We start from the raw sequence: 25,969 nt of genomic DNA on the forward strand, positions 1-25,969 counted from the left end.
GATCACGTCGCGCAACCATTCCGCCAGATCATCACCCGACTTGATCCACCCCACCCGCACCGCAGCCTCAAGCCCGTGCGAATAGGCAAAAGCCCCAACAGGAAAGGCGGGCGACAGCCATTGCGCCAGGGTCAGAATATCGCGGTTAGTGGTCATGGGCGGTGGCGACATGTTCGTGGGAATGGGTGCGTCCGTGACCATATGCGCCACCTTCGGGGGTAAATGCTGCCGTCACAGGTGTGACCGTGGCACCGACATGCTCCAGCATATGTCCGATCACAGGATCGGCCTGTATCAACAGGTGATCATCCGCAATCTGGCAAGGCGTATGACGGTTGCCCACATGCCATGCCACGCGCACAAGGTCGGCGGCGGTCACACGGTAAAGCGCTTCTTGGGCCGCGCAAATCTCAACCAACCGCCCGTCGTCCAGTTCCAGCGCATCGCCATGATCAAGCGACATCGTCTGCGCCAAATCAATCAGGAAAGGCTCGCCAGTGGTGGTCATCAGCCTTTTGCGGCGCAGGAACCGCGCGGCATAATCGAGTTCGCATTGCGCGGCAGAGCCAGACCATTGGCCTGCGCGGTGAATGGTTTGTGCGATGGGTAACTGTTGCATATCAGCCCTCAAAACATGAAATAGCGCTGCGCCATCGGCAGCACGTCGGCAGGTTCGCAGGTCAGCAGAACGCCATCGGCGCGCACCTCATAGGTTTCGGGGTGGACGTCGATCGTGGGCAGTGCCGCGTTCAGGATCATATCCGCTTTGCCTATCTTGCGCACGTTCTTGATCGCGACAGTTTGCTTGGCCAGACCCAAGCTATCACGCAGACCAGCGGCTTCGGCCGCGCCTGAAATAAAGCTAACAGAGCTATGGCGTTGGGCGCTGCCATAGGACCCGAACATCGCCCGTGTGTAGACCGGTTGCGGTGTCGGGATCGAGGCGTTGGGATCACCCATTTGCGCCACGACAATCATGCCGCCCATCAGCACCATTTCGGGCTTCACCCCGAAAAACGCAGGTGACCACAGCACCAGATCGGCCCGCTTGCCGACGCTGATATCGCCCAGCACATGGGAGACACCTTGGGCAATCGCGGGGTTGATCGTGTATTTCGCAATATAGCGGCGCACGCGGAAGTTATCGTTCTCGCCCGTTTCCTCGGCCAGACGTCCACGCTGCTTTTTCATCTTATCAGCGGTTTGCCACGTGCGGATGATCACCTCGCCCACACGGCCCATGGCCTGACTGTCGGAGGCAATGATCGAAAACGCGCCCATATCATGCAAGATATCCTCAGCGGCGATCGTTTCGCGGCGGATACGGCTTTCGGCAAATGCAATATCCTCGGGGATGGATTTATCAAGGTGGTGACAGACCATCAGCATATCCAGATGCTCTTCCAGCGTGTTGACGGTGAAAGGCCGTGTCGGGTTAGTCGAAGACGGCAGCACGTTGGCATCACCGCAAATTTTGATGATATCGGGCGCGTGCCCGCCACCTGCCCCTTCGGTGTGGAAGGCATGGATCGTGCGGCCTTTCATTGCCGCAACGGTGTGTTCGACAAAGCCCGATTCATTCAATGTATCGGTGTGGATCATCACCTGCACGTCCATGTCATCCGCGACCGACAGGCAGCAATCAATCGCGCCGGGTGTCGTGCCCCAATCCTCATGCAGTTTCAGCGCACAGGCCCCGCCGTTAACCATCTCGACCAATGCCGCGGGCTGGCTTGCGTTGCCTTTGCCCGACAGGCCGATGTTCATCTGGATGCCATCGAAAGACTGCAACATCCGCCCGATATGCCACGGACCGGGCGTGCAGGTGGTGGCCAATGTGCCATGGGCAGGCCCCGTGCCCCCACCAAAGCAGGTCGTCACACCGGAATGCAGCGAATCCTCCATCTGCTGGGGGCAGATAAAGTGGATATGGCTGTCCATGCCGCCTGCGGTCAGGATACGGCCTTCGCCTGCGATCACTTCGGTGCCGGGGCCCACGATAATATCCACACCGGGCTGGGTGTCGGGGTTGCCCGCTTTGCCGATCGCGTGGATCAACCCGTCTTTGAGCGCGACATCGGCCTTATAGATGCCGGAATGATCAACGATCAGCGCATTGGTGATCACCGTATCCACGGCCCCGCCCGCCCGGGTGACCTGGGATTGCCCCATACCGTCGCGGATCACCTTACCACCGCCGAATTTCACCTCTTCGCCATATGTGGTCAGGTCGCGCTCGACCTCGATCACCAGATCGGTATCGGCAAGGCGGAGCCTGTCACCCGTGGTCGGGCCATACATCGCGGCATATTGCGCGCGGGAAATCTCGACGGGCATTACAGGTCTCCCATGATCTGTTGGTTAAAGCCAAAGATGCGCCGCGCGCCACTGATCGGGATCAGCTGCACTTCGCGGCGTTGGCCCGGTTCAAAACGCACGGCAGTGCCTGAGGCGATATCAAGCCGCATACCGCGTGCCGCGGCGCGATCAAAATCAAGTGCGGGATTACTTTCGGCGAAATGGTAGTGGCTGCCGACCTGCACCGGCCTGTCGCCGGTATTGGCAACCATGAGTGTGATGGCATCAGCGCCTGCGTTCAGGACAAGATTGCCTTCGGCGGGAAAGAGTTCTCCGGGGATCATATGCGCCTACCTGATTGGGTTGTGAACTGTGACAAGCTTGGTGCCATCGGGAAATGTGGCCTCGACCTGCACTTCGTGGATCATCTCGGCGATCCCTTCCATGCACTGGTCTTTGGTAATGACGCGCCCGCCCGCCTCCATCATATCGGCGACAGAACGCCCGTCGCGCGCGCCCTCAACCACCGCATCGGTGATCAGGGCAATTGCCTCGGGGTGGTTCAGCTTCACACCGCGCGCCAGCCGCTTGCGCGCCACCTCGGCGGCCATAGAGATCAGCAATTTATCTTTTTCGCGGGGGGTCAGTTGCATGGCTCAAAGCCTCCATGAAATGGGCAGGGAATTGTTCGTCAGATGGCTGAGGATGGGCATCAGATCACGGCGCAACACAAAGCTGTCCTCAGCCAGTTGACGTATGACCAACACACCGTCGGCCAGCAGACTGGCACCTGCAGTGGGCGGCAGCATGGCACGCAGGACGTCCAGTTGCGCAGCGGCATCCGGGCGGACCAAGACAAGGCTCGCCATTGCACGCGCGCCATCCGCAATCGCACGGCGCGCAACATGGGCTGCCGCGTCGCCAGAAAGGTCGATGCCGTCAATGTAGATCGGCGCACCGTCACGATTGATGCGGATACGATCCTGGAAATAGATCTGGCGCAGTGTTTCTTTCATCGCAGCGCGCCCCAGCACGATGGGTTCAACCATCAGCAGGTTCGCGTTGCCTTGCAGATTGATCTGTAACTGACGGCGCAGGGCACAGTGATCGAAGAGAATCAATTCCTGCGGGAGCCAGTTAAGAGAAGCGTCCTCTTCAACGGTCAGGGTGGTGTCAACACTAGCGACTTCTGTCACCTGCGCGCGATAGGCACGTTCTGCCGCTTGTGTCGTCAAAGTGAGCGCCCCACCGGCCCTGACTTTGGCAGCAAGCGTATATTGGTCGCCCCCCGTGATCCCGCCTGCGGTATTCACAAGGATTGCTTCCAATCCTTTGTTGAAATTGCGCGGAAACACCAGTTTCGACGATCCCGCATGGCGCAGATCAACGAGCCCCGTTCGCCCCTTCAGATCCCCTGCCACAGTCAAGGACGCACTGCCTAGCGCACGCGGTTGCACTGCTTGCGCGTCTTGCGGCGTGATATGGATGGGACGGTTAATCTGAGGCTCCGAGGATTCTTATTTCGCTTAGAGTTTGCGCATAAACTGTGCGGCGAAGGCAGGCCTTCACACTGCATGCGACACCGCTTTTCTCAAATGCCTATAAATTGTGCAGTAAACCCGGAAACTGCCCATTGGACTGGCGGCGAACCCACAGTTGCGCGAACAACGCGCTCAGGCAAAACACGGCACGGCAGGCAATTTGTCACCCTTGGTCATAAATTCCGCGGCCTTGCAGCCGAGACGGTTTACCTCTTGCGCGTTTCGCACTACGCAATTCAGGAATGTTAGCGCTAAAACAAGGAGCCGCATCATGCGCGAATGGTGGCGAAGTGCCGTGATTTATCAGGTCTATCCGCGGTCGTATCAGGACAGCACCGGTGACGGCGTTGGGGACCTGCGCGGCATTACCAGCCGCCTTGATCATATCGCGGAGCTTGGGGTCGATTGCATCTGGCTTTCGCCGATTTTCAAATCGCCACAGGCCGACATGGGCTATGATGTGTCCGATTATCTGGCGGTGGATCCGCTGTTCGGGGATCTGGCCGCCTTTGATACCTTGATCACAGAGGCCCATGCACGCGGCCTGAAAGTGATCGTCGATCAGGTGCTATCGCATACCTCGGACAAGCACGAATGGTTCAAGCAATCGCGCCTGAGCCGCGATAACGACAAATCAGACTGGTACGTCTGGGCCGATCCGCTGCCTGATGGTTCGCCGCCAACAAACTGGCACAGCCATTTTGGCGGTCCCGCATGGGAATTCGATCCGCAGCGCGGGCAGTATTACCAGCACAACTTTCTGACCTCGCAGCCTGATCTGAACTTCCATAACCCTGATGTCGTCGACGCAATCTTGGAGACCTGCAAGTTCTGGCTTGATCGCGGCTTGGACGGGTTCCGTCTTGATACGGTAAACTATTATTTCCACGACAAAGAGTTACGTTCAAACCCGCCTGCGCAAACACGCCCACAAGTCATGGCGACCGACCTTTATGGAATGCAGCGCAACCTTTACAACAAGACACGGCCCGAAAACATCGGCTTTCTGGAAAAGCTGCGCAAGCTGACCGACCAATACGACGACATCATGATGGTCGGCGAAGTGGGCGAAATGGGCCATCGGTCCATCGAGATTATGGGCGAATATACCGCAGGCAATGGCCGCCTGCATATGGCCTATAGCTTTGCGATGCTGGGTCCCGATTTCAACGCCGAGCATTTCCGCAATTGCATCGAAGGCTTCCAGCGTGGCGCACCCGACGGCCACCCTTACTGGTCATTCAGCAACCATGATGTGCCACGGCAGGTCACCCGCTGGGCCGATTATGCTGTGTCAGAAGACAGCATGGCGCGGTTCGCCTGTGCGATGCTGATGTCATTTGAAGGGACAATCGGCATCTATCAGGGCGAAGAGCTGGGCCAGACCGAAACCGAAATGGAATACCACGAACTGACCGATCCGCCCGCATTACGCTTCTGGCCCTCGGTGAAAGGCCGCGACGGCTGCCGCACACCGATGGTCTGGGAAAAGGATGCGCCGAACGCGGGATTTTCGACCGGTAAGCCGTGGTTGCCCGTCAAGGCCCCTCAAGCCGCAAAAGCGGTGGATCAACAGCAAGGGCCGGACAGCATCCTGTCCTACTACAAGGACATGATTGCCTACCGCAAAAACAGCCCCGCATTGTCACGCGGCAAGACCACGTTCATCAACCTTCCCGAACCGCTTTTGGCCTTCACCCGCCAAGCTGAGGACGAGACGCTGACCTGTGTTTTCAACCTCTCCAAGGACACCCATGCGCTTGCGATGAAAGCCCCCGCAGAGATTGCGTTGGGTCAAGCGGCCAGCATCAACGTGGATAAGCTGATGCTGGAAGGCAACGGTTTTGCATTCCTCAAGCACGGGCCGAAAGTGCCGCTTTAGGTGATCACATCGGGCGCTTTGCGTCCGGTGAGCGCCTGCAAATCAGACAAGGCCAAGGCCGCATCGCGCACCGCTGCCAGCACCTGTTCCGGATCGTCCATCAGGCGGTCCGGATCGGTCACGAGCTGTTCCAGATAAAGCCGGATCGTCGCACCCTGCGTACCCGTCCCTGACAGGCGGAATACAGCACGCGCGCCGCCTTCAAAATTGATCCGGATGCCCTGACCTGTGGATTGTGAGCCATCAACGGGGTCAAGATAGGCGAATTCATCCGCTTCCGAGACGGTCAGTCCACCGATCTCGCTGCCTGCCAGAGTGGCCAGCTTACCGCGCAGACCATCCATCATCTGATGGGCGGGCGCGCTTTCGACATCCTCATAATCGTGGCGCGCGTAATAGCAACGCCCATGCGCCTTCCACAGATCCGCCATAAGGTCAGACACGGATTGCCCGGTCTCTGCCAGAATGTTCAGCCACAGCAGCACCGCCCAAAGCCCGTCTTTCTCGCGCACGTGGTCCGAGCCTGTACCGGCGCTTTCCTCACCACAAAGCGTGACCTTGCCCGCATCCAGCAGGTTGCCAAAGAACTTCCACCCTGTGGGCGTTTCGAAGCAATCAATCCCGAGGCTTGCCGCCACACGGTCCACCGCACGCGAAGTCGGCATCGAGCGTGCCACACCAGCAAGACCACCCCGGTAGGCCGGGGCCAGATGCGCCTTGGCTGTCAAGAGCGCCAGACTGTCGGACGGTGTGACATAGGCCCCCCGCCCCACAATCATATTGCGGTCCCCGTCCCCGTCCGAGGCCGCGCCGAAATCAGGTGCGCCCGGACCATACATCTTGTCCATCAGGGTTTTCGCCCAGATCGGATTGGGATCAGGATGGCCCTTGCCGAAATCGGGGCTTGGGACGCCGTTGATGACCGTGCCTTTCGGCGCACCCAGCATTCCCTCAAGGATCGCATGGGCGTAAGGGCCTGTCACCGCATGCATGGCGTCAAAGCACATGGTGAAACCACCGGCAAAGAGCGCACGGATTTTGTCGAAATCAACGATTGTTTGCATCAGCGCGGCATAGTCGGCAACCGGATCAACAATCTCGACCTTCATCCCTTCAACTGTTTGTTCGCCCAGCGCGCCAAGGTCGATATCCGAGGCCGCAACAATACGGTAAAGGTCGAGCGTCTTGGTACATTCGTAGATCTTGTCAGTGACCGCTTCGGAGGCGGGTCCACCGTTCGGACCATTGTATTTCAACCCGAAATCCGCATCCGCGCCACCGGGGTTATGGCTGGCCGAAAGGATCAAACCACCATCGGCTTTGCGCAGACGGATCATATGCGACGCGGCAGGCGTGGACAGAATACCGCCCTGCCCCACGATACATTTCGCGGCACCATTCGCAGAGGCCATGCGCAAGATAATCTGAACCGCACTGTCATTGAAGAACCGCCCATCCCCGCCCACGACCAGCGTCTTGTCCACAACACCACCGATCCCGTCAAAGATCGCCTGCACATAGTTTTCCAGAAAGTGCGGACGGCGGAACACGGCTGTCTTTTTGCGCAGCCCACTTGTTCCGGGCTTTTGCCCTTCGATCGGAGTGGTCCGTACATTTTGCATCGGCATATCTCGTCCTCCCTTTTCGTCTTTGTCGCAGATTACCTCTCTGCGCTCTCTTGTGAAAATACCACAACACTGTCCGCCGCGACACGCAGGCCGGGAGTCACCGCGATGGCATCATCCTGGCTGGTATCAAAGCGGCGCACCCAGGCGTCACCTTCAGGCAGTTCCGGTGCCGTGATCTCGACCGCCTCGCCGCGGTTCAGCACGACAAGCAACGCCCCCTCGCGTTTGACATATTCGGGCGATCCCGACGCCATGCGCATCTCGACCACCAAAGTATCAAGACCTGCGTTGTCCCAATCCTCTTGGCTCATCGGTGCTCCATCGACACGCCGCCAGAACAGATCAGGCTCGCCATCAGTCAGGCGCTGGCGCGAATGCAGAAAGCGGGACTGGCGCAACAGCGGATGCATCTTGCGAAAGGCAATCGCCTGCTGGCAGAAATCAAAGAAAGGATCTTCTTTTTCCGGCCAGTTAACCCAACCGATCTCGTTATCCTGACAATAGGCATTGTTGTTGCCACCTTGCGAATTGCTGAGCTCATCACCCGCCAGAACCATTGGCGTACCTTGGGAGAGCATCAGCGTCGCCATCATATTGCGCTTGCGGCGCATACGTGCGGCATTGATCTTTGCGTCCTTCGTTGGTCCCTCAACACCCATATTGTCGGAATGGTTGTTGGAATGCCCGTCGCGGTCATCCTCGCCATTGGCCAGATTGTGCTTGCGGCTGTAGCTGACGGTGTCGTGCAGGGTGAAGCCGTCATGCGCCGTCAGGAAATTCAGAGACGATGTCGCCGCCCGCCCGTCGTGATCAAAATAGGGGGCCGAGCCTGTGAGCCGTTCCGCCATGTCAGGGACCTTGCCCGCATCGCCACGCCAGAATTCACGCACATTGTCGCGGTATTTGTCGTTCCATTCGGCAAATGGTGCAGGGTATGCCCCCAATTGATACCCCCCCGGCCCGATATCCCAAGGCTCCGCGATCAGCTTGACCTTGTTCAGCACAGGGTCTTGGCCAATCGCACGGAAGAACGGCCCGTCGCGTTCGAACCCCCGCGCTGTGCGCCCAAGTGCTGTGCAAAGATCAAAGCGGAAGCCATCCACATGCATGACCTCAACCCAATAGCGCAGGCTGTCCATCACAAGGCGGATCACAAAGGGGTTTTCGAAATCAAGCGTATTCCCGCAGCCCGCATCGTCGATGTAATAACGCGGATTATCGGCCAAACGGTAGTAGCTGGCGTTATCCAGACCACGGAACATCAGTGTCGGCCCAAGCTCGGAGCCTTCGGCTGTGTGGTTGTAAACTACATCCAAAATCACTTCGATATCGGCGGAATGAAAGCGACGCACCATCTGCTGAAACTCGGCAATATCCGTGCCTTGCATATAACGGGGATCGGGGGCGAAGAACCCATAGGTCATATAGCCCCAGTAATTCGTCAGCCCGCGATCCAGCAGGAATTTATCGTTGATAAATGCCTGCACCGGTAAGAGTTCCACGGCCGTAACACCAAGATTATTGAGATGCTCAAGGATCGTGTCCGAGGCCATCGCCAGATAGGTTCCGCGATTGGGAATATCGGGACGACCGGCTGTCAGGCCTTTGACATGGGCCTCGTAGATGACTGTGCTTTCCATTGCATGGCGGGGCTCGTTCGCGTTGTGCCAGTTGAATGTTGGATCAACAACCACACAGCGCGGCATGTAAGGCGCGCTGTCGGTCTTGTCGAAACTGAGGTCTTTGGCTTTATGCCCCGTTTGATAACCGAAGAGCGCATTATTCCACGTCGGATGGCCCGTCAGTTGCTTGGCGTAGGGATCAATCAAAAGTTTGTACGGATTAAACCGGTGCCCCTCTTCGGGCGCATATGGCCCGTCCATCCGGACACCATATTGCTGGCCTGCCTTCATGCCGGGGAAATAGCCGTGCCAGACATGGCCTTCCCGTTCGGGCAGCGTGATGATCTGGTTCTCAACGCCATTCTCATCAAACAAACACAGCATCACCTTGGTGGCATGGCGCGAAAAAATTGCAAAGTTTACGCCGTCAGGGTCCACCGTTGCCCCAAGAGGTGTCGGACGACCGGGCCGGATTGCGAAAGGTCCAAGGTTCAAGGTGTTGCCTCTGTCAGGTCGGTATAGATAGCTTTATACGCCAAGGCCGAGGTCTCCCAGCCGACAGGTTGTTTCATAGCGTTACGCTGCATCGCTTTCCACGTTTTACCCTTCGCATAAAGGTCGCATAGGCGGCTGAACGCATTGGCCAGCGCCTGTGCATTGATCGGAAAGAACTGGACGCCAGTTGCAACACCCCGCGCAAGGGCGGCGGGAGAGGCGTTGATCACCGTATCGGCCAGACCACCTGTCAGTGCCACCAGTGGCACGGTGCCATAGCGCAACCCGTAAAGCTGGGTCAGGCCGCAGGGTTCGAACCGTGAAGGCACAAGGATTGCGTCGCCGCCTGCCATCATTTTGTGGGACAGCGCTTCGTCATAGCCGATTTTGACAGCAACATGCGGGTGGTTTGCTGCGGCTTCCAGCAAAGCCACCTCAAGTTTGGGATCACCCGAACCCAAAAGCGCCAACTGACCGCCGCGATCCAACAGCGCAGGCAGCGCCTCCAACAACAGATCAATCCCCTTCTGCGCGGTCAGGCGGGAAACGAGAACACAGAGCGGACCATCCGATTTGCCAAGCCCGAAGGTTTTACGGAGTGCTTTCTTGTTAGCGTCTTTCCCGCTTGCCGTTTTGTACGGTGTGATGTTCGGATCGGTCTGCGGATTCCACGCATCCAGATCAATCCCGTTAACGATCCCCGAAAGGTCCGCCTGTCGCATGCGTAAAACGCCGTCCATGCCGATGCCGAATTCGGGCGTCAGCAACTCTTCTGCATAGGTTTGCGAGACCGTATTGATCTTGGCTGCCCCGACCAACCCCGCCTTGAGGGCCGATATCTGCCCCCAGAATTCAAAGCCTTCGGTCATGAAGCGCGCAGGATCAAGGCCAAGGGTTTTCAACTTTCCCGCATCCGCATTCCCGTGGAAGGCGATGTTGTGGATCGTAAAAACAAAGGGCACATCAACGCCCAAGGCCCGCATATATTCAGGCGTAAGGCCCGCCTGCCAGTCATGACCATGCACGATGTCAGGCATCCAGCCGTCCACCCCTTCGGCCGCGATCATTGCGCCCACTTTGCAAAGCGCTGCAAAGCGTTCGGGGTTATCCGGCCAGTCACGGCCCGTGGCATCGCCATAAATCGCACCGTCACGATCATAAAGATGCGGGGCGTCAAGGATCAGCAGATCGACACCCGCGATTGTGCAGGCCCGCAGCTTGGCCGCGCCGCCAAACAGATCTTTGTAGGTCGCCACCACTTTTGCCTTGCCAATCTGCCCCATCACCACACGGTATCCGGGCAGCAGAACGCGCACAGCCACACCGTGCTGCGCCAATGCGCCGGGCAAAGCACCCGCCACATCCGCCAGCCCGCCGGTTTTCACCAGCGGCGCACATTCCGAGACGACAAAGAGGGCTTTGGTCATAAAGCAGCAGCCCTTTTGTTCAGCATATCCTGGGTAATCAGGGTGATACCGCGGTCGGTGACACGGAACCACTTGGCGTCCTCATGCGGGGCCTCACCCACCACAAGACCCTCGGGGATCACAACGCCACCGTCGACAACGACCTGACGCAGTCTGGCCGAGCGATGGACGACCACATCAGGCAGGATCACCGCATGATCCAGCACGGCGTAGGAATTGGTGTGCACATTGGTGAAAAGCACCGAATTGCGCACCTCGGTTCCTGAAATAATGCAGCCGCCCGATACCATCGACGAAATCGCCATCCCGCGCCGGTCGCGTTCGTCGTGGATGAATTTTGCAGGCGGTACGCTCTCGTTATAGGTCCAGATCGGCCAGTTCTTGTCCCACAGATCCAGCTCGGGCGTGAAGTTGGTCAAGTCGATATGGGCCTGCCAGAAAGCATCAACGGTACCAACGTCCTTCCAGTAAGCAGGCGCGCCCTCGGCACGCACACAGCTTTCATCGAAACGGTGCGCCATGGCTTTGCCGTTCTTAACGATATCGGGGATCAGGTCGTTGCCGAAATCATTGGAGGAATTGGGGTCTTCGGCGTCTTTGATCAGCAGATCACGCAGGAATTTCCAATCAAAGACATAAATCCCCATCGAAGCCAGCGCCATATCGGGATTGTCGGGCATGCTCGGCGGATCGGCCGGTTTCTCCAGAAAACTAGTGATCCGCCCGTCATTATCGGTCGCCATCACGCCAAATGCAGTCGCCTCTTGGCGCGGCACGGTCAGGCAGCCCACAGTGACATCTGCACCGGTTTCAACGTGCTGGCGCAGCATGATTTCATAATCCATCTTGTAGATATGATCGCCGGCAAGAATGATCACGTAATCCACGTTATAGCTGTCCACGATGTCGATGTTCTGGGTCACCGCATCGGCAGTGCCTTTGTACCAGCTTTCATTGCCGCCGCGCTGGGAGGCGGGCAGCACATCAAGAAACTCGTTGCGTTCAGCACGGAAAAAGTTCCAGCCGCGCTGGGTGTGGCGGATCAGGCTGTGCGCCTTGTACTGCGTGGCAATCGCCATTTTGCGGATGCCGGAATTGACGGCATTCGACAGGGCAAAGTCAATAATCCGCGCTTTCCCCCCGAAAGGCACCGCAGGTTTGACGCGGCGGTCGGTCAGTTCCTTCAGGCGGCTTCCCCGTCCCCCTGCCAGCACGAAAACCATAGATCTTTGTGTGATACGCTTTGTTGGCATGTCGTCTCCCCCTCTTCTATCCCTATTTTTACGTAGCTTTCTTGCGCAAAACGACCACCGACAAGGGCGGCAGCGTCAGCCGGATCGACTGCGCCTGCCCGTCAGCGGGGCTACTTTCCGTCGTGCATCCTCCCAGATTACCACGGTTGTCACCGCCATAGATCGCCGCATCAGTATTCAGCACTTCCTCCCAGAAACCGGCCTCTTGCACGCCGACCTGAAAGCCCTCACGGGTCACGGGCGTAAAGTTGCAAACCACCACGACCGGTGCATCACCTGCGTTGCCACGGCGCTCAAAAGCAATTGTCGATTGGCTCGGATCATTGCTGATCCACTGGAACCCTGCCGCCTCGCAGTCTTTGACGTGCAGGCTTGGCGTTTCACGATAAAGCCGGTTCAGATCACGCACCAATTGCTGCACACCTTTGTTGGCGGGCTGTTCGGCGGCACCCCAATTCAATTCGGCGTCGTGGTTCCATTCTTCGGGCTGCGCAAATTCACACCCCATGAACAACAGCTTTTTGCCCGGCTGGGTCCACATGAAAGCATAATAGGCGCGCAGGTTGGCAAATTTTTCCCAAGTATTGCCAGGCATTTTCGCGATCATTGACCCTTTGCCATGGACCACCTCATCATGGCTGATCGGCAGAATGAAATTCTCGGTAAACGCCCAGTCAATCGGGAAGGTCATCAGGTGGTGATCGTATTGGCGATAAATCGGGTCTTTTTCCATGTAACGCAGGGTGTCGTTCATCCACCCCATATTCCACTTATACCCGAACCCAAGCCCGCCCGCATGCACCGGCTGCGACACGCCTGGAAAGGATGTGCTTTCCTCGGCCACGGTCATGATGCTGGCGTCAGCCCCATAGGCTGCAACGTTCATATCCTGCAAAAAGGCGATCGCCTCGTAGTTCTCGCGCCCGCCGTCCTTGTTCGGCACCCATTCGCCCTCGGCGCGGGAATAATCGCGGTAAAGCATGGACGCCACGGCATCGACCCGCAGACCATCAAGATGGTATTCCTCCAGCCAATAAAGTGCGTTGGCCATCAGGTAATTCTTCACCTCGCGTCGCCCGTAATTCGGGATCAGCGTGTTCCAGTCCTGATGGAACCCTTCGCGCGGATCGGCATGTTCATAGAGCGCTGTGCCATCAAATGTCGCGAGCCCATGCGCATCTGTCGGGAAATGCCCCGGTACCCAATCAAGCAGGACGCCAATGCCTTCGGCATGGGCCGTATCCACCAGATCACGGAATTCATTGGGCGGGCCAAATCGGATCGTGGGCGCATAAAGCCCAACAGGCTGATAGCCCCATGATCCGTCAAAAGGAAACTCGGAGACAGGCAGCAATTCGATATGGGTAAAGCCCATGTATTTCGCATAGGCGATCAGATCGCGGGCGTGCTCTTTATAGCTGAGCGGCCGGCCGCCATCGTCATAGCGCCTGCGCCAAGAGCCCAGATGCACCTCATAGATCGTCATCGGGCTGGCACGGTCGGCACGTGCAGCACGCGACTTCATCCATTGGGCATCTTTCCAGCCATAGCCCGCCAGATCACGCACGACCGACGCCTGTTCGGGCGGATGTTGCGAGCCGAAACCCATCGGGTCGGCCTTGTCGCGCGTCTGTCCATCAGCACCGGTAACCTGATATTTATAAAGCGCACCATCGCCAACCTGCGGAATAAAAACCTCCCACACGCCCGTTTCACCAACAGGGCGCAGCGGGTGGCGGCGTCCGTCCCATGTATTGAAATCACCAATGACGCTGACGCGTTGGGCGTTGGGTGCCCAGACGGCAAAATGGGTGCCTGCGACACCTTGATGTTTCATCACATGCGCGCCCAAAGCGCGCCAAAGCTCTTTATGGGTGCCCTCACCGATCAGGTATTCATCGACATCGCTCAGCACCGGATCAAAGGCATAGGGATCGCGTGTGGTAAAGGTGCTGCCATCTGGATAACGCATGGTCAGCGTATAGGTTTTGCCCGCCACAGGTGCCGCAAACACATCGCCCGCAATACGCGGCAAAGGGGTGTCTTTCCCCGCAACAGTGGCAAAAACCTCAACCGCAGCGGGTTGGAACGTGACAACCCAGCGCTTCCGGCCGCTTTTATGCGGACCCAAGACCTCATAGGGCGCGCCATGACCACCGCCGTTCAGTGCCACCAATACATCCTGGGTCAGAAAATCCGGTCTATCGACGCGATCAGAATTTGCCATGGTGTCACTCCGACGATTTTCTTTACCTGCAAGTCACTGCAACTTAGCGACGCCAATCCAAGCTGTGCCGCACAGCAACGTTAAGCAGAAGGTTAGCGCTAACGCAACATGACCTTACTTACGTCCCGGGTGCAAGCGCCAGACGTGACAGACGACCCGCCAAAGGCAATAAACAGGCCTGCAATGAATGGTAGATATCCGGCTTGCCGGTAAAGATTGAACTTGTGGGCTGGCCATGGTCGTCGATGGCAGGATACCAGCCGCCGCGCGCGTGATCGATGAAATGCGCATCCGCGAAAGCCCACAAGCGCCTGTACCAGATCTCGTCAACTGGGTTTCGGTCCATGACAATCAGGGCCGCCATTGCACCAATTGCCTCGGTGACAGGCCACCAGAACCGCGATCCATCGGCAACCTTTCCTTCAAAATCAAGCGTATAAGCCAAGCCACCCTCCGGCAGCCATGCGTCAGCAAGGGCACGTTCAATCAGATTACGCGCCGCTTGGGGTGCGCCGTTCGCAGGCCGCCCGGACAAATCCCAGTGCTGGAGCGCCAAACGCCCCAATTCAAACGCATGGCCGGGCGTTGTGCCTGCGGGGCGAAACATATGATTGCCCGCGTAGACACGATCGACCTGCCAATCGTTCGTATAATGCTCAGGCAAACGCCACGCATTCTGCGGCGCCATTTGAAGGACGAAAAAATCGAGGATACGTCCGGCACGGTCAAGAAACAGAGCCTCACCCGTCGCCTCATAGGCCGCCATCAAAGCCTCAACCCCATGCATATTGGCATTCATCCCGCGATAGGTGGAAAACGGGGTCCAGTCGCGGTTCCATTCGTCGCTGAACAGCCCTGCGTCTTCTTCCCAGAACCTTTGGTCCAGCACCTCGGCGATATCCGTCAAAAGCGCATCGGCGTCAGGATGGCCCACGATCTTTGCGCTGCTCGCGGCCAGCAAGACAAAGACATGGCCATAAGCCAACTTGCGTTCATCATGCACGCCCTTGTCTGACAGCGCCCAAAAATAGCCGCCATGCACAGGGTCTTTGTGGTGACTTGCAAGATAGGACATGCCCCGATCAATGATCCTGTCTGCCCCTTGATACCCGCGCGCGTGTCCAAGGCTGTAGGCATGGATCATGCGCGTGGTCGCATGCAGTTCCTGCACATCCGAACCCAGCGCTTCACCGCCGTGATCCAGCAGTGAAAAGCCCGGCTCGTCCCCTGCACTGGCAGCGAAAAATCTCAACTGGCTTTCACTTTGGGCACCAAGCCAAGCGCGATGACGCGCATCGTCTATCCAGAAACCCTGTGCGTCAGAGGGTCCGAGATTCTCACCTTGTACGTCAGTCATCGACATTGCGGCACCCTGCTTTAGCTGTCTTGCTCTGCAAGACAAATATCCGAGGTTCCATCATCGTGATGCAAGAGAGGAAAATCTAGCCCGCAACCGTGAGATAGGCGCGGATCGTTGCCGTCGTGCCTTTTGTCCAGAGCATGTCGAGCCAGGCCGCAAAGGCATCGGCAAAACGTGCCTGATTGGCCAGCGTTCCGTAATACTTTGTCTGCTTGAGCCACAGCGCCGGATTTTCGCGCGCATTTTGCGCCATTGACTGCAACGTAGTCCAATCGGGATCATTGGGTGCAATCTCGCTGCCATCTTCGCGCAGGCCTGCACACATGCGCGCCCAGATCGCCTCAACCAAAGCGAGCCCTGCAACGGGCGTTCCTGCCGCCAGCCCGTCCTGAATGGACGGGATCAAGAAACCGGGGTGCCGCGATGAGCCGTCAAAGGCCACACGCCGCGTCGTGTCGACGATCCGTGTGTTGGAGAACCGGCGCGAGATCAGATCAACATAGGCATTGGGTTCCATGCCGGGCACCGCTTTGAGATGCGGCAGGATCTCTGACGTGGCAACCTTTTCAAAGAGCGCGCGAATATCGTCATTGGCCATACAGCCCGAGATCGTCTCGATCGAAAGCAACTCGCCCGCGTTCGCAATGATCTGATGGCCGCCGTTCAGCACGCGGATTTTCATCGCCTCAAAGTCATGCACATCATCGGTAAAGGTCGCACCAACAAGGTCCCAATCGGGCCGGCCAGCGCAAAAATCATCCTCAATCACCCATTGGCGAAAAGTCTCGTGGGTCACAGGGCAGGCGTCATCAATCCCGAGACTGCGCACAAGTGCCAGCTCATTCGGGCCCGTCGCCGGTACGATGCAATCAACCATTGAGTTGGGGAAACTGGCGTTGTCATTGATCCAGTTCGCGAGGTCTGGATCCGAAAGGCGCGCCAAGGAGACAACCGTCTGGCGCAGGATCGCGCCATTGCCTTGCAGGTTGTCACAGCACATGCAGGTGAAAGGCCCAACGCCTGCGGCACGGCGTTGTTTGAGGGCCGCGACCATCGCACCAAAGGCGGTGATCGGCGCGTCTGGCGACTTTGCATCATGCAGGATATCGGGATGCTCGACATTAAATCCCTTCGTGGCGGGGTCGATGTAGTAGCCGCCTTCGGTCACGGTGAGTGCCACAATGCGGATCGCCGGATCGGCCATTTGCGCGATCAACGCAGCGTTGCTTTCCTCTACTGGCACAAAGTCGATCATGGAGCCGATAACCTCGGCGGTGCTGCGTGCCGGATCCAAGGCAATCAGTGTGGTCAGGTAATCCTGCGCGGCCAATCTTTCACGCTGCGCGGCGTCGCCTGCGCGCACACCGGCACCGACAATCGCCCAATCATGGGCCAAGCCTTTTTGCATCAGGGAATGCAGGTACCATGCCTGATGGCCACGGTGAAAATTCCCCAGACCGATATGGACAATCCCCACCGTGAGCGCAGAGCGGTCATAGGTTGGGCGCGCAATATCATCAGGCAACGCTGCAAGCGTTGCATTGCTCAGTTTGATCAGATCAGTGTTTTGCCGGAGATTCATCAGCTCATCCAATTTCCGCCGTCGACATTATAGGTTTGTGCGACGATATAGTTGGCCGCATCACTGGCCAGAAAGACGGCCATGCCGGTCAGGTCCTCGGCAGTGCCCATCCGGCCAAAAGGTACTGCCTCGCCCACTTCTTTTTTCTTCTGCCCGGGGGCCTTGCCTTCGTATTTGGCAAAAAACGCATCCACCCCGTCCCAGTGTTCGCCGTCCACCACGCCGGGTGCGATGGCGTTGACGTTGATCCCGTGGGCGATCAGGTTCAGCCCTGCCGATTGCGTCAGGCTGATGACTGCCGCCTTGGATGCGCAGTAGACCGCAACAAGGGCCTCTCCCCGCCGGCCTGCCTGCGAGGCCATATTGATGATGCGGCCCTTGATGCCCCGCTCGATCATATGTGCGGCGACGGCCTGCATCGTGAACAGGGTGCCCGCGACGTTGATGTCAAAGACACGCTGATAGTCGGCGCGCGTGATCTCTGAAATCGGGGCCGCCGTGAAGATCGCGGCGTTGTTGATCAGAATGTCGATCTGGCCCAGCGCATGGGCTGCCTCACTTACCGCCGCTTCAATGCTGGCTTGATCGGAAACATCCATCCTCACAGCCACAGCACCTTTGATCCCGGACGCCGCCACCTGCGCCCGCGCCAGATCAATATCGGCAATCGCAACGCGCGCGCCTTCAGCCGAATAGGCCTTCGCAAAAGAAAGCCCGATGCCGCGGGCAGCCCCTGTAATCAGCGCAGTTTTACCAGCCAATTGCATCAGTCGATCCGCAGGCCTTGGGCATCAAATCGGTGGAGCTCGTGCATCCGCGGATTCAGATGGATCGTGTCACCATGTGTCAGGTTGATGTCACCAATTGCACGCACGGTGATCGTTTCTGTCAATCCGGTGTTGTGGATATGGAAGAACGTATCAGATCCGAGGTGTTCGGCCACGCCAACCGTGCCCTGCCACATGCCGCCGCTTTCAACCACGTCGATATGCTCGGGGCGAATTCCGATTGTGGCCGCGTCGTGTTTGGCAGCCTCTTCGCCGCCGATCAGGTTCATCTTGGGTGAGCCGATAAAGCCGGCCACAAAGGTGTTGCGCGGGCGGCGGTAGAGGTCGAGCGGAGAGCCAACCTGTTCGATCACACCGGCCTGCAAGACCACGATTTTATCGGCCATTGTCATGGCTTCAACCTGATCGTGGGTCACGTAAACCATGGTCGTCTTGAGCTTTTTATGCAGCTCGGAAATTTCCATCCGCATGCCCACACGCAGCGCCGCATCAAGGTTGGACAAAGGTTCATCGAACAGGAAAGCCGAAGGTTCGCGCACAATCGCACGGCCAATCGCCACGCGCTGACGCTGACCACCGGACAACTGCCCCGGACGCCGGTCGATATAGGCAGCGAGGTTCAACACCTCGGCTGCGGCATTTACACGACGGTCAATTTCGGCGGGGTCCATCTTGGCCATCCGCAGCGGAAAGGCGATGTTCTTGCGGACCGACATATGCGGGTAAAGCGCATAGGACTGGAACACCATCGCAAGGCCGCGCTTGGCAGGTACCAGATCGGTGGCGTCTTTGCCGTCGATTTCGATATGGCCGGACGAAATATCCTCAAGCCCTGCAATCAGACGCAAAAGCGTGGATTTACCGCAGCCTGACGGGCCGACAAAGACCGTGAACTCGCCATCGTGGATGGTCAGATCAAGCGGTGGAATGACCTGCACGTCGCCGAAGCTTTTCGTGACCTGTTTAAGTTGGATCTGTCCCATGTGTCAGGTTCCTTATTTCACCGCGCCGAACGTCAGGCCGCGTACAAGTTGTTTCTGGCTGAACCAGCCAAGGATGAGGATCGGCGCGATCGCCATGGTCGAAGCCGCACTGAGCTTGGCAAAGAACAGACCCTCGGGGCTGGAATAGCTGGCGATAAAGGCGGTCAGCGGTGCGGCGTTGACGGCAGTCAGGTTCAGGGTCCAGAAGGCCTCGTTCCATGCCAGAATGAAGTTGAGCAACATAGTCGATGCAATGCCCGGGATTGCCATTGGCGTCAGCACATAGAGCAGTTCCTGTGGCAAGGTCGCACCGTCCATTCGGGCCGCCTCGAGGATTTCGCCGGGAATTTCTTTGAAGTAGGTATAGAGCATCCAGACGATGATCGGCAGGTTGATCAGCATCAGGACAACCACCAGACCGGCGCGGCTATCCAGAAGTCCCAGCTGGATGAACAGCAGATAGATTGGATAAAGCACACCTACCGCAGGCAACATCTTGGTCGAGAGCATCCAGAGCAGGATGTCTTTGGTCCGCTTGGAGGGCACAAAGGCCATTGACCATGCGGCGGGAACCGCAATTGCAACACCAATCAGCGTCGACAGACCAGCGATGATGATCGAGTTCCACAAGAAGCGGGCGTAGTCCGACCGCTCCAACACAACACGGTAGTTTTCCAGCGTCCAATCAAAACCGAGAAAGATCGGTGGCGCCGCAATCGCCTGTGCTTCGGTCTTGAAACTGGTCAGGATCGTCCAGAGGATCGGAAAGAAGATGAGCAGGCCAATCGCCCAGGCGGCGGTGGTGTTGAGAAGCTTCCGGCGGGGGGTAACAGAGCGTGCCATGATATTAATCCAGGTTCTTTCCGACGATCCGCATCAGGAAGATCGCGACGATGTTTGCAAGGATGATGGCGTAGACACCACCGGCGGAACCAAGGCCAATGTTCTGGCTTTCCAACACACGCTGGAAGATGAGGTACGACAGCGTCCGTGTGCCAAAAGCGCCCCCTGTGGTCACGAAAATCTCGGCAAAGATCGCAAGCAGGAAGATGGTCTGGATCAGGATCACAATCGTAATCGCGCGGCTCAGATGCGGCAGCACAAGGAACCAGAAACGCTTGTGCCATGGCGCGCCATCCATTTCGGCGGCTTCAAGTTGCTCACTGTCAAGCGACTGGACAGCAGTCAGCAGGATGAGTGTGGCAAACGGCAGCCACTGCCAGCTGACGATCATGATGATCGAAGGCAAGGACGCTTCTGACAGCCAACTGACAGGCTCGGCCCCGAAAAAGCGCCACAGGTGCGCGAACAGGCCGTTTACAGGATCCATAAACATGTTCTTCCACACCAGCGCGGACACGGTCGGCATGACGAAGAATGGTGCGATCACAAGGATGCGGACAACACCCTGCCCCCAGATCGGCTGATCAAGCAAGAGCGCAATCAGGATGCCGAAGATCACTGTAATGGCCAACACGCCGATGACGATAATCAGGGTGGTCTGGACCGAGGGCCAGAAGGCGCTCGAGGTCACAAAGCGGATGTAGTTGTCAAATCCGGCCCAGCCCTGGTCGCCGCCACGCAGCGGCAGATAGACACGGAAAGAAAACCACAACGTCATGGTGAGAGGAACCAGCATCCAGCCCAAGAGCAGGATCACGGCGGGTGCCATCATAAGTCTGGCAGCGGACCTTGAAGCTTTGGTCGCCATTTGGATGCATCTCCTCTGGTTGCAGCTGCGGATCGCTCACGCGCTGTTGTCAGCTGAAAGTGTAGGTAAAGAAGGTTTTTGAACCAAGGGGCAGCTACGGGTGCCGCCCCTTGGTCTGGGAGGAGTGCTAGCGATAGCCAGCAGCTTCCATGGCTTCGTTGGTGATCGCCTGCGCTTTGGCAAGCGCCTCTTCGACGGTCTGCTGACCTGCGTAAGCGGCAGAGAATTCCTGGCTTACTTCGGACGCGATGCCTGCAAACTCGGGGATCGCTGCGAACTGGACGCCAACATATGGACTTGGTTCAACGGTCGAGTTGTTCGGATCAGCAGTCAGGATCGAGTCGAGCGTCATCTGTGCGAAAGGCACTGCCAGATAGTTGGGATTTTCGTATAGCGACGTACGCGCACCTGGCGGTACATTTGCCCAGCCTTCGTTGGCTGCAACCAGCTCGATGTAGTCCTTGGAAGTGGCCCACTCGATGAACTGCTTGGCTTCGGCTTCTTGCTGTGTGCCCGCAGGAATTGCCAGCGCCCATGCCCAGAGCCAGTTGGAACGCTTGCCCAGACCGTTGTCAGGTGCCAGTGCGAAACCAACGCTGTCAGCAACAGTCGAGTCAGCGCCTGTCACGAAGGATGCCGCAACAGTCGCGTCAATCCACATGCCGCACTTGCCCTGGTTGAACAGCGACAGGTTCTCGTTAAAGCCGTTGGTCGCATAACCGGCAGGGCCGCTTTCGTCCATCATGCCCTTGAAGAAGTTCAGCGTGTTCGCCCAAGCTTCTGTGTCGAACTGTGCGTTCCAGTCCATGTCGAACCAGCGTGCGCCGAAAGAGTTGGACATGGCTGTGATGAAAGCACCGCCCTCACCCCAACCGGCTTTGCCGCGCAGGCAGATACCGTTGATTTCCGCGTCACGGTCAGTCATCGCAGCCGCAGCTTCGCGGATGAATGTCCATGTCGGTGCTGTCGGCATTTCCAGACCAGCGGCTTCCATCAGGTCTGTGCGATACATAACCATTGAGCTTTCGCCGTAGAATGGTGCTGCAAAAAGTGTCCCGTCATAGGACAGACCACCGGCCATTGCGGGCAGGATATCGGCTGCATCGTATTCAGCAGACAGATCATCCAGTGCAACCAGCCAGCCGTTTGCACCCCAGATCGGTGTTTCGTACATGCCGATTGTCATGATGTCGAACTGGCCACCGTTGGTCGTGATGTCCGTTGTGACGCGCTGGCGCAGAACGTTTTCTTCCAGTGTCACCCACTCGACGGCGATGCCTGTTTCTGCGGTGAATTGATCGGTGTAGCCCTGCATACGGATCATATCGCCGTTGTTCACGGTCGCGATGGTGATCGTTGCGGAGTGTGCATCTGCGAAAGCGCCGCCAGCTGTGACCAGCGTAAGCGCAGTGGCAGCACAAAGAGTGCTCTTCAAAGACATCCGGTGTTCCTCCCTATTGGATGTGATGAACCCACGCTAAGGGAAAGAGTAACGCGACGTCAATAAATTATTTACGCGCGTAAAGTATTTGCCATGTCATGCTGAGTCGCGCAGAACCAGCTTGCCTTCTATTCTCGTGCTTTTCCAAGGTGATACATCGCCGTCAATCGCTTCGAAAAGCGCCTCGGCCGCGCGTTTGGAAACCGCATCATAGTCATGTGAAATCGTCGTGAGCGGCGGGCAGGTATAGCGTGAATGCGGATGCCCGTCCTGCCCGGCCACACGAATCGTACAGTCAGGTCCGCGCCCCACACGTACATTGCGCTCATAGCAGGCCGTCAGAAGACCGATCGCCAAACGGTCATTACTGCACAGCACCGTATTGGTGCCAAAGCTCCGGTTCGCCAAAGCCTGATGCCCTCCCAGGCGCCCAATCTCTTCAAAGCCCCAGCCTTCGCCTTCAACTGAAATCACCTGTGGCGTATAGCCAAAGGTTTCCATGGCGCTCAGATAGGCTTGCCTGCGCCTGTGCGCGTTGGGGTTTGCGGGTGTCTTCATTTCGAAAAAGCATGGGGGCTCACCGGTGCGGCAGAGATAGTCCGTGATATGCGAGGTAAATTGGAAGTTATCCGATCCCACAAAGGCCAGACCCAGTTCGTCAACGCTACTGTCAAAGATCAAGGTCGGTACATCCTGACAGAATTTTTCCAAGGCAACGCGATCTGATGCTCGGCCCAACGGAGCCAACAGAACACCTGCCGGCTTCATTGAACGCAGGTTATCAAGAACCTCGACTTCGAGAGCAGGATCGCCATGCGCGCTGAACAGCGTGGGCCGATAGCCCGCATCAAGACAGCGCTGTTCCAGGTTGCGCGCGATTTCGGCGAAATACGGGTCTGTCAGCAATGGGACCACAATCCCGACATTCTTGGTCAGCTTGCGGTTCTGGTTCATCGCGAAAATATTTGGGCGGTAGTCGTATTTCTCGACCGCCGCTTCGATCTTGGCACGGGTCGATTGGCGCACGCTGTCGGGATTGTTGAAGAACTTTGACACCGTCGGCCGCGAGATACCGCTGACGGCTGAAAACTCTTCCATGTTCCTGATCTTTTTCTCGGCCATGGCGACCCATCCTTTGTACCGACCGCACTTTTCCATCGGAAACAATTTCTTTGCGCGCGTCAAGAATGAAGTTTAATTGTTCTTTTACACGCCGAAACGAAAAATGCGCCACGGTTTCCCGCAGCGCATCCGATGTTTAACCAAAACCGCTTAGCGCATTGTAATGCGACCGTCCGTATATGGCTGGTAGGGTGCGTTCGCGGCAAGGTACTCTGCCGTGACATCAGCCAGATCGGGGCCATAGTCATAGGCATTCATCGCATCCTCGAACATGCTGTAACCATCGCCGCCATTGCGCACGTAGTTGTTTGAAACCACGCCATAGGTTGCTGCCAGATCAATCGGTTCTCCACCGACCATCACGTCGGAAACGCGGGCACCGGGCGCTGCTGCGGCGTCCACTGCAAAGGACATGCCTGCGACCTGTGGGAAGCGGCCTGCGCCCTCTTCGATCTGGCCAACACCGTTTTCAAGCGCCGCGACGATATCTGCGCCAGTCACCTGGAAGGTCGACAGCGTGTTCTGGAAAGGAAGCACAGAGAGCACTTCACCCATGGTCACTTCGCCGGCGTCGATGGTTGCGCGCAGGCCGCCACCGTTCTGGATTGCAATTTGGATACCCTGATCCTTGACACGATCAAGCATCGCATCTGCCACGAGGTTCCCCATCGGGCATTCCATTGCACGGCAGACTTCGCGGTCACCGGTGATCACATCAGCAGCCTCGGCGACAATGCGTGTCTTCATGACCTCGATCGGACCGGCCAGTTCGGCGACACGCGCAACTGCGGCCTCATCCTCGGCCACGCTGGCATCCAGCAGATATGTATCACCCGTCGCAGAAGTCAGATTGCCGGCATCGTCGAATACCAATGTCAGATGGCCGATATATTTGGAATAGGCATAGGCCTGTACCACAGGCACATTGCCGACCATCGTCGGATAGGCCATCGCGCCTTCTTCGGAGTTAGAAAACAGCGTGTGCGAGTGACCACCCACAACCGCATCAATGCCGGCGACGCTTTCGGCAATCGCCATATCTTTCGTCACACCAACGTGGTTGAGCGCGATAATCTTGGTCACACCGTCCGCTTCCAAAGCCGCTACGTCGGCTGCAAGGCTCTCAGTCTCAGGTGTGAAAATCACGGCGTCCGACGGGCTGGAGGTTTCAGCCGTATCAACAGCCAGTGCCGAGATGATGCCAATCCGTTCACCGCCGACTTCGAGAACAACATGGTTGTCCACCTGTCCTGCCAGAATGTTCGAGCTTGAAACATCAATGTTGCCCGAAATGACAGGGAATGACACAGCGTCAGTCAGCTTGCGCAGCCCCGCATCACCGTCATCGAATTCGTGGTTGCCAACGGCCATCACATCATAGCCGATCAGCTCCATAAACTCGGCTTCCACATCACCTTTGTAGGTCGTGTACATCAGGCTGCCCTGATACTGGTCACCTGCGTCGAGAAGAATGACGTTTTCGCCTGCCAGCTCTTCACGCAATTCGTTGATTTTCGTGATCACCCGCGCGATACCGCCAAAGCATTCGCCAGCCGCGTTATCTTCGGCATTACAGGTCGAATCGAAACGGTTGATCGGCTCGATCCGGCTATGCAGGTCATTGGTGTGAATGACGTGCAACGTGTATTCGGCCATAGCTGTGCTTGCCATCATGGCCATGGCACAGGTCGTTGTCATGATACGTAACATCATAGGTTTAAGTCCCCCAGGGTTGGAATGTTGTTAGAGTGGCGAGGCGGTTTGCGAGAGTCAAATTTAATAACTGCCTCGTTTAGTGGCCTTTGCGTCAACTGACTGTGCGTGGATGCTTGACCAACGCATGTGTAAAAGTCATGACACGCCCATGCTGATTTATAAAATATTCCGGGCCGATGAATGGACCACTCTGCAAGCCGCCGGCGAAACCGTCGGTGCACCAATTGATGTGGCGGATGGCTATATCCATTTCTCGACCGCTGCGACCGTGGCCGAGACGGCGGCCAAATACTTTTTCGGCGTTGAAGGGCTGGTGCTTTTGGCGGTCGAGGCCGACACGCTGGACCCGCTGAAATGGGAGCCCGCGCGCGAAAACGTGCTCTTCCCACATCTTTACCGCAAACTGCGCATGGATGATGTGGTATGGAGCAAGCCACTGCCTGTGGTGGACGGCGTGCATCAGTTTCCGGAGTTGTGATGAAGGTGCTTGAACAAATCGGCCTGCCCGCGCTGCGCCTGCTTGACCCCGAGACGGCACATGGTGTCGCGCTCAAGGCATTGAACGCCGGGCTTGGTCCGCGCGGCGGTCCGGTGACGTCCCCGCGATTGTGCACCACCTTGGCCGGACTGGACCTGCCGAACCCCGTCGGTCTTGCCGCCGGTTTTGATAAGAATGCAACAGCGCTGCATGCGCTTTCACGCACCGGTTTTGGCTTTCTTGAGGTCGGCGCCGCCACCCCCCGCCCCCAGCCCGGCAATCCGAAACCGCGCCTGTTTCGCCTGACCGAAGACCGCGCCGCGATCAACCGTTTCGGCTTTAACAACGACGGGATGGAGGCGATTGCAGCCCGCCTTGCCCAGCGCCCAAATGGTGCCGTGATCGGCCTGAACCT

Annotated in this window: 22 protein-coding genes and 1 pseudogene; 3 read left to right on the top strand and 20 right to left on the bottom strand. The window is 57.6% G+C overall.

Features of this window, described 5'->3' with window-relative positions:
* From VGP75_RS20660 to VGP75_RS17010, 6 genes and pseudogenes are all read right to left on the bottom strand, one after another.
* Positions 1-156 (bottom strand): annotated as a pseudogene (locus VGP75_RS20660) (urease accessory protein UreF); the annotation flags it as partial.
* Positions 146-619, bottom strand: a complete 474-nt coding sequence (locus VGP75_RS16990; RefSeq protein ID WP_327544787.1) for an urease accessory protein UreE — start codon at positions 617-619, stop codon at positions 146-148. The gene VGP75_RS16990 and the pseudogene VGP75_RS20660, both read right to left, overlap by 11 nt.
* An 8-nt stretch (positions 620-627) precedes the next feature.
* Positions 628-2,337 (bottom strand): urease subunit alpha, encoded by a 1,710-nt coding sequence (gene ureC / locus VGP75_RS16995; protein ID WP_327544788.1) that lies wholly within the window; start codon positions 2,335-2,337, stop codon positions 628-630.
* The gene (locus VGP75_RS17000; RefSeq protein ID WP_327544789.1) at positions 2,337-2,642 is read right to left on the bottom strand and encodes an urease subunit beta; all 306 of its coding nucleotides are present in this window, start codon (positions 2,640-2,642) and stop codon (positions 2,337-2,339) included. The genes ureC and VGP75_RS17000 overlap by 1 nt, the downstream gene beginning before the upstream one ends.
* 6 nt (positions 2,643-2,648) lie before the next feature.
* Complete coding sequence (locus VGP75_RS17005) at positions 2,649-2,951, bottom strand: urease subunit gamma (RefSeq protein ID WP_327544790.1); 303 nt, start codon at positions 2,949-2,951, stop codon at positions 2,649-2,651.
* A gap of 3 nt (positions 2,952-2,954) precedes the next feature.
* Entirely contained in the window at positions 2,955-3,725 is a 771-nt protein-coding gene (locus VGP75_RS17010) for an urease accessory protein UreD (RefSeq protein ID WP_526025526.1), read from the bottom strand.
* 385 nt (positions 3,726-4,110) lie between these two features.
* On the opposite strand from VGP75_RS17010, the gene VGP75_RS17015 reads away from it, so the two are divergent.
* Complete coding sequence (locus VGP75_RS17015; protein ID WP_327544791.1) at positions 4,111-5,721, top strand: alpha-glucosidase; 1,611 nt, start codon at positions 4,111-4,113, stop codon at positions 5,719-5,721.
* Here VGP75_RS17015 and VGP75_RS17020 read toward each other — a convergent pair.
* The 14 genes from VGP75_RS17020 to VGP75_RS17085 all read right to left on the bottom strand — a co-directional run bounded on the left by VGP75_RS17020 (position 5,718) and on the right by VGP75_RS17085 (position 25,073).
* Positions 5,718-7,349, bottom strand: coding sequence for an alpha-D-glucose phosphate-specific phosphoglucomutase (locus VGP75_RS17020; protein WP_327544792.1), 1,632 nt, complete (start codon positions 7,347-7,349; stop codon positions 5,718-5,720). The two genes, VGP75_RS17015 and VGP75_RS17020, sit on opposite strands and share 4 nt — an antisense overlap.
* Before the next feature lie 32 nt (positions 7,350-7,381).
* Positions 7,382-9,466 (bottom strand): glycogen debranching protein GlgX, encoded by a 2,085-nt coding sequence (gene glgX, locus VGP75_RS17025; protein WP_327544793.1) that lies wholly within the window; start codon positions 9,464-9,466, stop codon positions 7,382-7,384.
* Complete coding sequence (glgA, locus tag VGP75_RS17030; protein WP_327544794.1) at positions 9,463-10,893, bottom strand: glycogen synthase GlgA; 1,431 nt, start codon at positions 10,891-10,893, stop codon at positions 9,463-9,465. Before glgA ends, glgX begins: the two co-directional genes overlap by 4 nt.
* Positions 10,890-12,146 carry a glucose-1-phosphate adenylyltransferase gene (gene glgC / locus VGP75_RS17035; protein WP_327544795.1) on the bottom strand — a complete coding sequence of 419 codons (1,257 nt, stop codon included), beginning with the start codon at positions 12,144-12,146 and terminating at the stop codon, positions 10,890-10,892. The genes glgA and glgC overlap by 4 nt, the downstream gene beginning before the upstream one ends.
* 28 nt (positions 12,147-12,174) lie before the next feature.
* On the bottom strand, positions 12,175-14,373 hold the full coding sequence (glgB, locus tag VGP75_RS17040; protein ID WP_327544796.1) for a 1,4-alpha-glucan branching protein GlgB: 2,199 nt from the start codon (positions 14,371-14,373) through the stop codon (positions 12,175-12,177).
* A 118-nt stretch (positions 14,374-14,491) separates the two neighbouring features.
* Positions 14,492-15,730, bottom strand: a complete 1,239-nt coding sequence (locus VGP75_RS17045) for an AGE family epimerase/isomerase (protein ID WP_327544805.1) — start codon at positions 15,728-15,730, stop codon at positions 14,492-14,494.
* Between the two features lie 85 nt (positions 15,731-15,815).
* Positions 15,816-17,315: a mannitol dehydrogenase family protein gene (locus VGP75_RS17050; RefSeq protein ID WP_327544797.1), complete on the bottom strand. Its 1,500-nt coding sequence runs from the start codon at positions 17,313-17,315 to the stop codon at positions 15,816-15,818.
* Complete coding sequence (locus VGP75_RS17055) at positions 17,315-18,085, bottom strand: L-iditol 2-dehydrogenase (RefSeq protein WP_327544806.1); 771 nt, start codon at positions 18,083-18,085, stop codon at positions 17,315-17,317. Before VGP75_RS17055 ends, VGP75_RS17050 begins: the two co-directional genes overlap by 1 nt.
* On the bottom strand, positions 18,082-19,086 hold the full coding sequence (locus tag VGP75_RS17060) for an ABC transporter ATP-binding protein (RefSeq protein ID WP_327544798.1): 1,005 nt from the start codon (positions 19,084-19,086) through the stop codon (positions 18,082-18,084). Before VGP75_RS17060 ends, VGP75_RS17055 begins: the two co-directional genes overlap by 4 nt.
* 12 nt (positions 19,087-19,098) lie before the next feature.
* Positions 19,099-19,929, bottom strand: coding sequence for a carbohydrate ABC transporter permease (locus tag VGP75_RS17065; RefSeq protein ID WP_110279310.1), 831 nt, complete (start codon positions 19,927-19,929; stop codon positions 19,099-19,101).
* Between the two features lie 4 nt (positions 19,930-19,933).
* Positions 19,934-20,797: a carbohydrate ABC transporter permease gene (locus tag VGP75_RS17070; protein ID WP_327544799.1), complete on the bottom strand. Its 864-nt coding sequence runs from the start codon at positions 20,795-20,797 to the stop codon at positions 19,934-19,936.
* Between the two features lie 127 nt (positions 20,798-20,924).
* Positions 20,925-22,238 carry an ABC transporter substrate-binding protein gene (locus tag VGP75_RS17075; RefSeq protein ID WP_327544800.1) on the bottom strand — a complete coding sequence of 438 codons (1,314 nt, stop codon included), beginning with the start codon at positions 22,236-22,238 and terminating at the stop codon, positions 20,925-20,927.
* A gap of 96 nt (positions 22,239-22,334) precedes the next feature.
* Positions 22,335-23,360: a LacI family DNA-binding transcriptional regulator gene (locus VGP75_RS17080; protein ID WP_327544801.1), complete on the bottom strand. Its 1,026-nt coding sequence runs from the start codon at positions 23,358-23,360 to the stop codon at positions 22,335-22,337.
* Between the two features lie 150 nt (positions 23,361-23,510).
* Positions 23,511-25,073 (bottom strand): bifunctional metallophosphatase/5'-nucleotidase, encoded by a 1,563-nt coding sequence (locus VGP75_RS17085; protein ID WP_327544802.1) that lies wholly within the window; start codon positions 25,071-25,073, stop codon positions 23,511-23,513.
* Positions 25,074-25,224: 151 nt separating this feature from the next.
* Here VGP75_RS17085 and VGP75_RS17090 point away from each other — a divergent pair, with 151 nt between their 5' ends.
* Both VGP75_RS17090 and VGP75_RS17095 read left to right on the top strand, forming a co-directional pair.
* On the top strand, positions 25,225-25,554 hold the full coding sequence (locus VGP75_RS17090) for a DUF952 domain-containing protein (RefSeq protein ID WP_327544803.1): 330 nt from the start codon (positions 25,225-25,227) through the stop codon (positions 25,552-25,554).
* Positions 25,554-25,969, top strand: a 416-nt coding sequence (locus VGP75_RS17095; protein ID WP_526025527.1) for a beta/alpha barrel domain-containing protein, incomplete at its 3' end; no start/stop codon positions are given. The genes VGP75_RS17090 and VGP75_RS17095, both read left to right, overlap by 1 nt.

The sequence above is a fragment of the Yoonia sp. genome, from assembly GCF_036007805.1.
GTDB lineage: Bacteria > Pseudomonadota > Alphaproteobacteria > Rhodobacterales > Rhodobacteraceae > Yoonia.

Excerpts from the sequence above, each read along its gene's own strand:
- glgA (WP_327544794.1), bottom strand. The coding sequence starts at position 10,893 with ATGACCAAAGCCCTCTTTGTCGTCTCGGAATGTGCGCCGCTGGTGAAA.
- VGP75_RS17060 (WP_327544798.1), bottom strand. The coding sequence starts at position 19,086 with ATGGGACAGATCCAACTTAAACAGGTCACGAAAAGCTTCGGCGACGTG.
- VGP75_RS17005 (WP_327544790.1), bottom strand. The coding sequence starts at position 2,951 with ATGCAACTGACCCCCCGCGAAAAAGATAAATTGCTGATCTCTATGGCC.
- VGP75_RS17065 (WP_110279310.1), bottom strand. The coding sequence starts at position 19,929 with ATGGCACGCTCTGTTACCCCCCGCCGGAAGCTTCTCAACACCACCGCC.
- VGP75_RS17090 (WP_327544803.1), top strand. The coding sequence starts at position 25,225 with ATGCTGATTTATAAAATATTCCGGGCCGATGAATGGACCACTCTGCAA.
- VGP75_RS17080 (WP_327544801.1), bottom strand. The coding sequence starts at position 23,360 with ATGGCCGAGAAAAAGATCAGGAACATGGAAGAGTTTTCAGCCGTCAGC.
- ureC (WP_327544788.1), bottom strand. The coding sequence starts at position 2,337 with ATGCCCGTCGAGATTTCCCGCGCGCAATATGCCGCGATGTATGGCCCG.
- VGP75_RS17020 (WP_327544792.1), bottom strand. The coding sequence starts at position 7,349 with ATGCCGATGCAAAATGTACGGACCACTCCGATCGAAGGGCAAAAGCCC.
- glgC (WP_327544795.1), bottom strand. The coding sequence starts at position 12,146 with ATGCCAACAAAGCGTATCACACAAAGATCTATGGTTTTCGTGCTGGCA.
- VGP75_RS17045 (WP_327544805.1), bottom strand. The coding sequence starts at position 15,730 with ATGACTGACGTACAAGGTGAGAATCTCGGACCCTCTGACGCACAGGGT.
- VGP75_RS17000 (WP_327544789.1), bottom strand. The coding sequence starts at position 2,642 with ATGATCCCCGGAGAACTCTTTCCCGCCGAAGGCAATCTTGTCCTGAAC.
- VGP75_RS17015 (WP_327544791.1), top strand. The coding sequence starts at position 4,111 with ATGCGCGAATGGTGGCGAAGTGCCGTGATTTATCAGGTCTATCCGCGG.
- VGP75_RS17050 (WP_327544797.1), bottom strand. The coding sequence starts at position 17,315 with ATGAATCTCCGGCAAAACACTGATCTGATCAAACTGAGCAATGCAACG.
- VGP75_RS17070 (WP_327544799.1), bottom strand. The coding sequence starts at position 20,797 with ATGGCGACCAAAGCTTCAAGGTCCGCTGCCAGACTTATGATGGCACCC.
- glgB (WP_327544796.1), bottom strand. The coding sequence starts at position 14,373 with ATGGCAAATTCTGATCGCGTCGATAGACCGGATTTTCTGACCCAGGAT.
- VGP75_RS16990 (WP_327544787.1), bottom strand. The coding sequence starts at position 619 with ATGCAACAGTTACCCATCGCACAAACCATTCACCGCGCAGGCCAATGG.
- VGP75_RS17085 (WP_327544802.1), bottom strand. The coding sequence starts at position 25,073 with ATGATGTTACGTATCATGACAACGACCTGTGCCATGGCCATGATGGCA.
- VGP75_RS17075 (WP_327544800.1), bottom strand. The coding sequence starts at position 22,238 with ATGTCTTTGAAGAGCACTCTTTGTGCTGCCACTGCGCTTACGCTGGTC.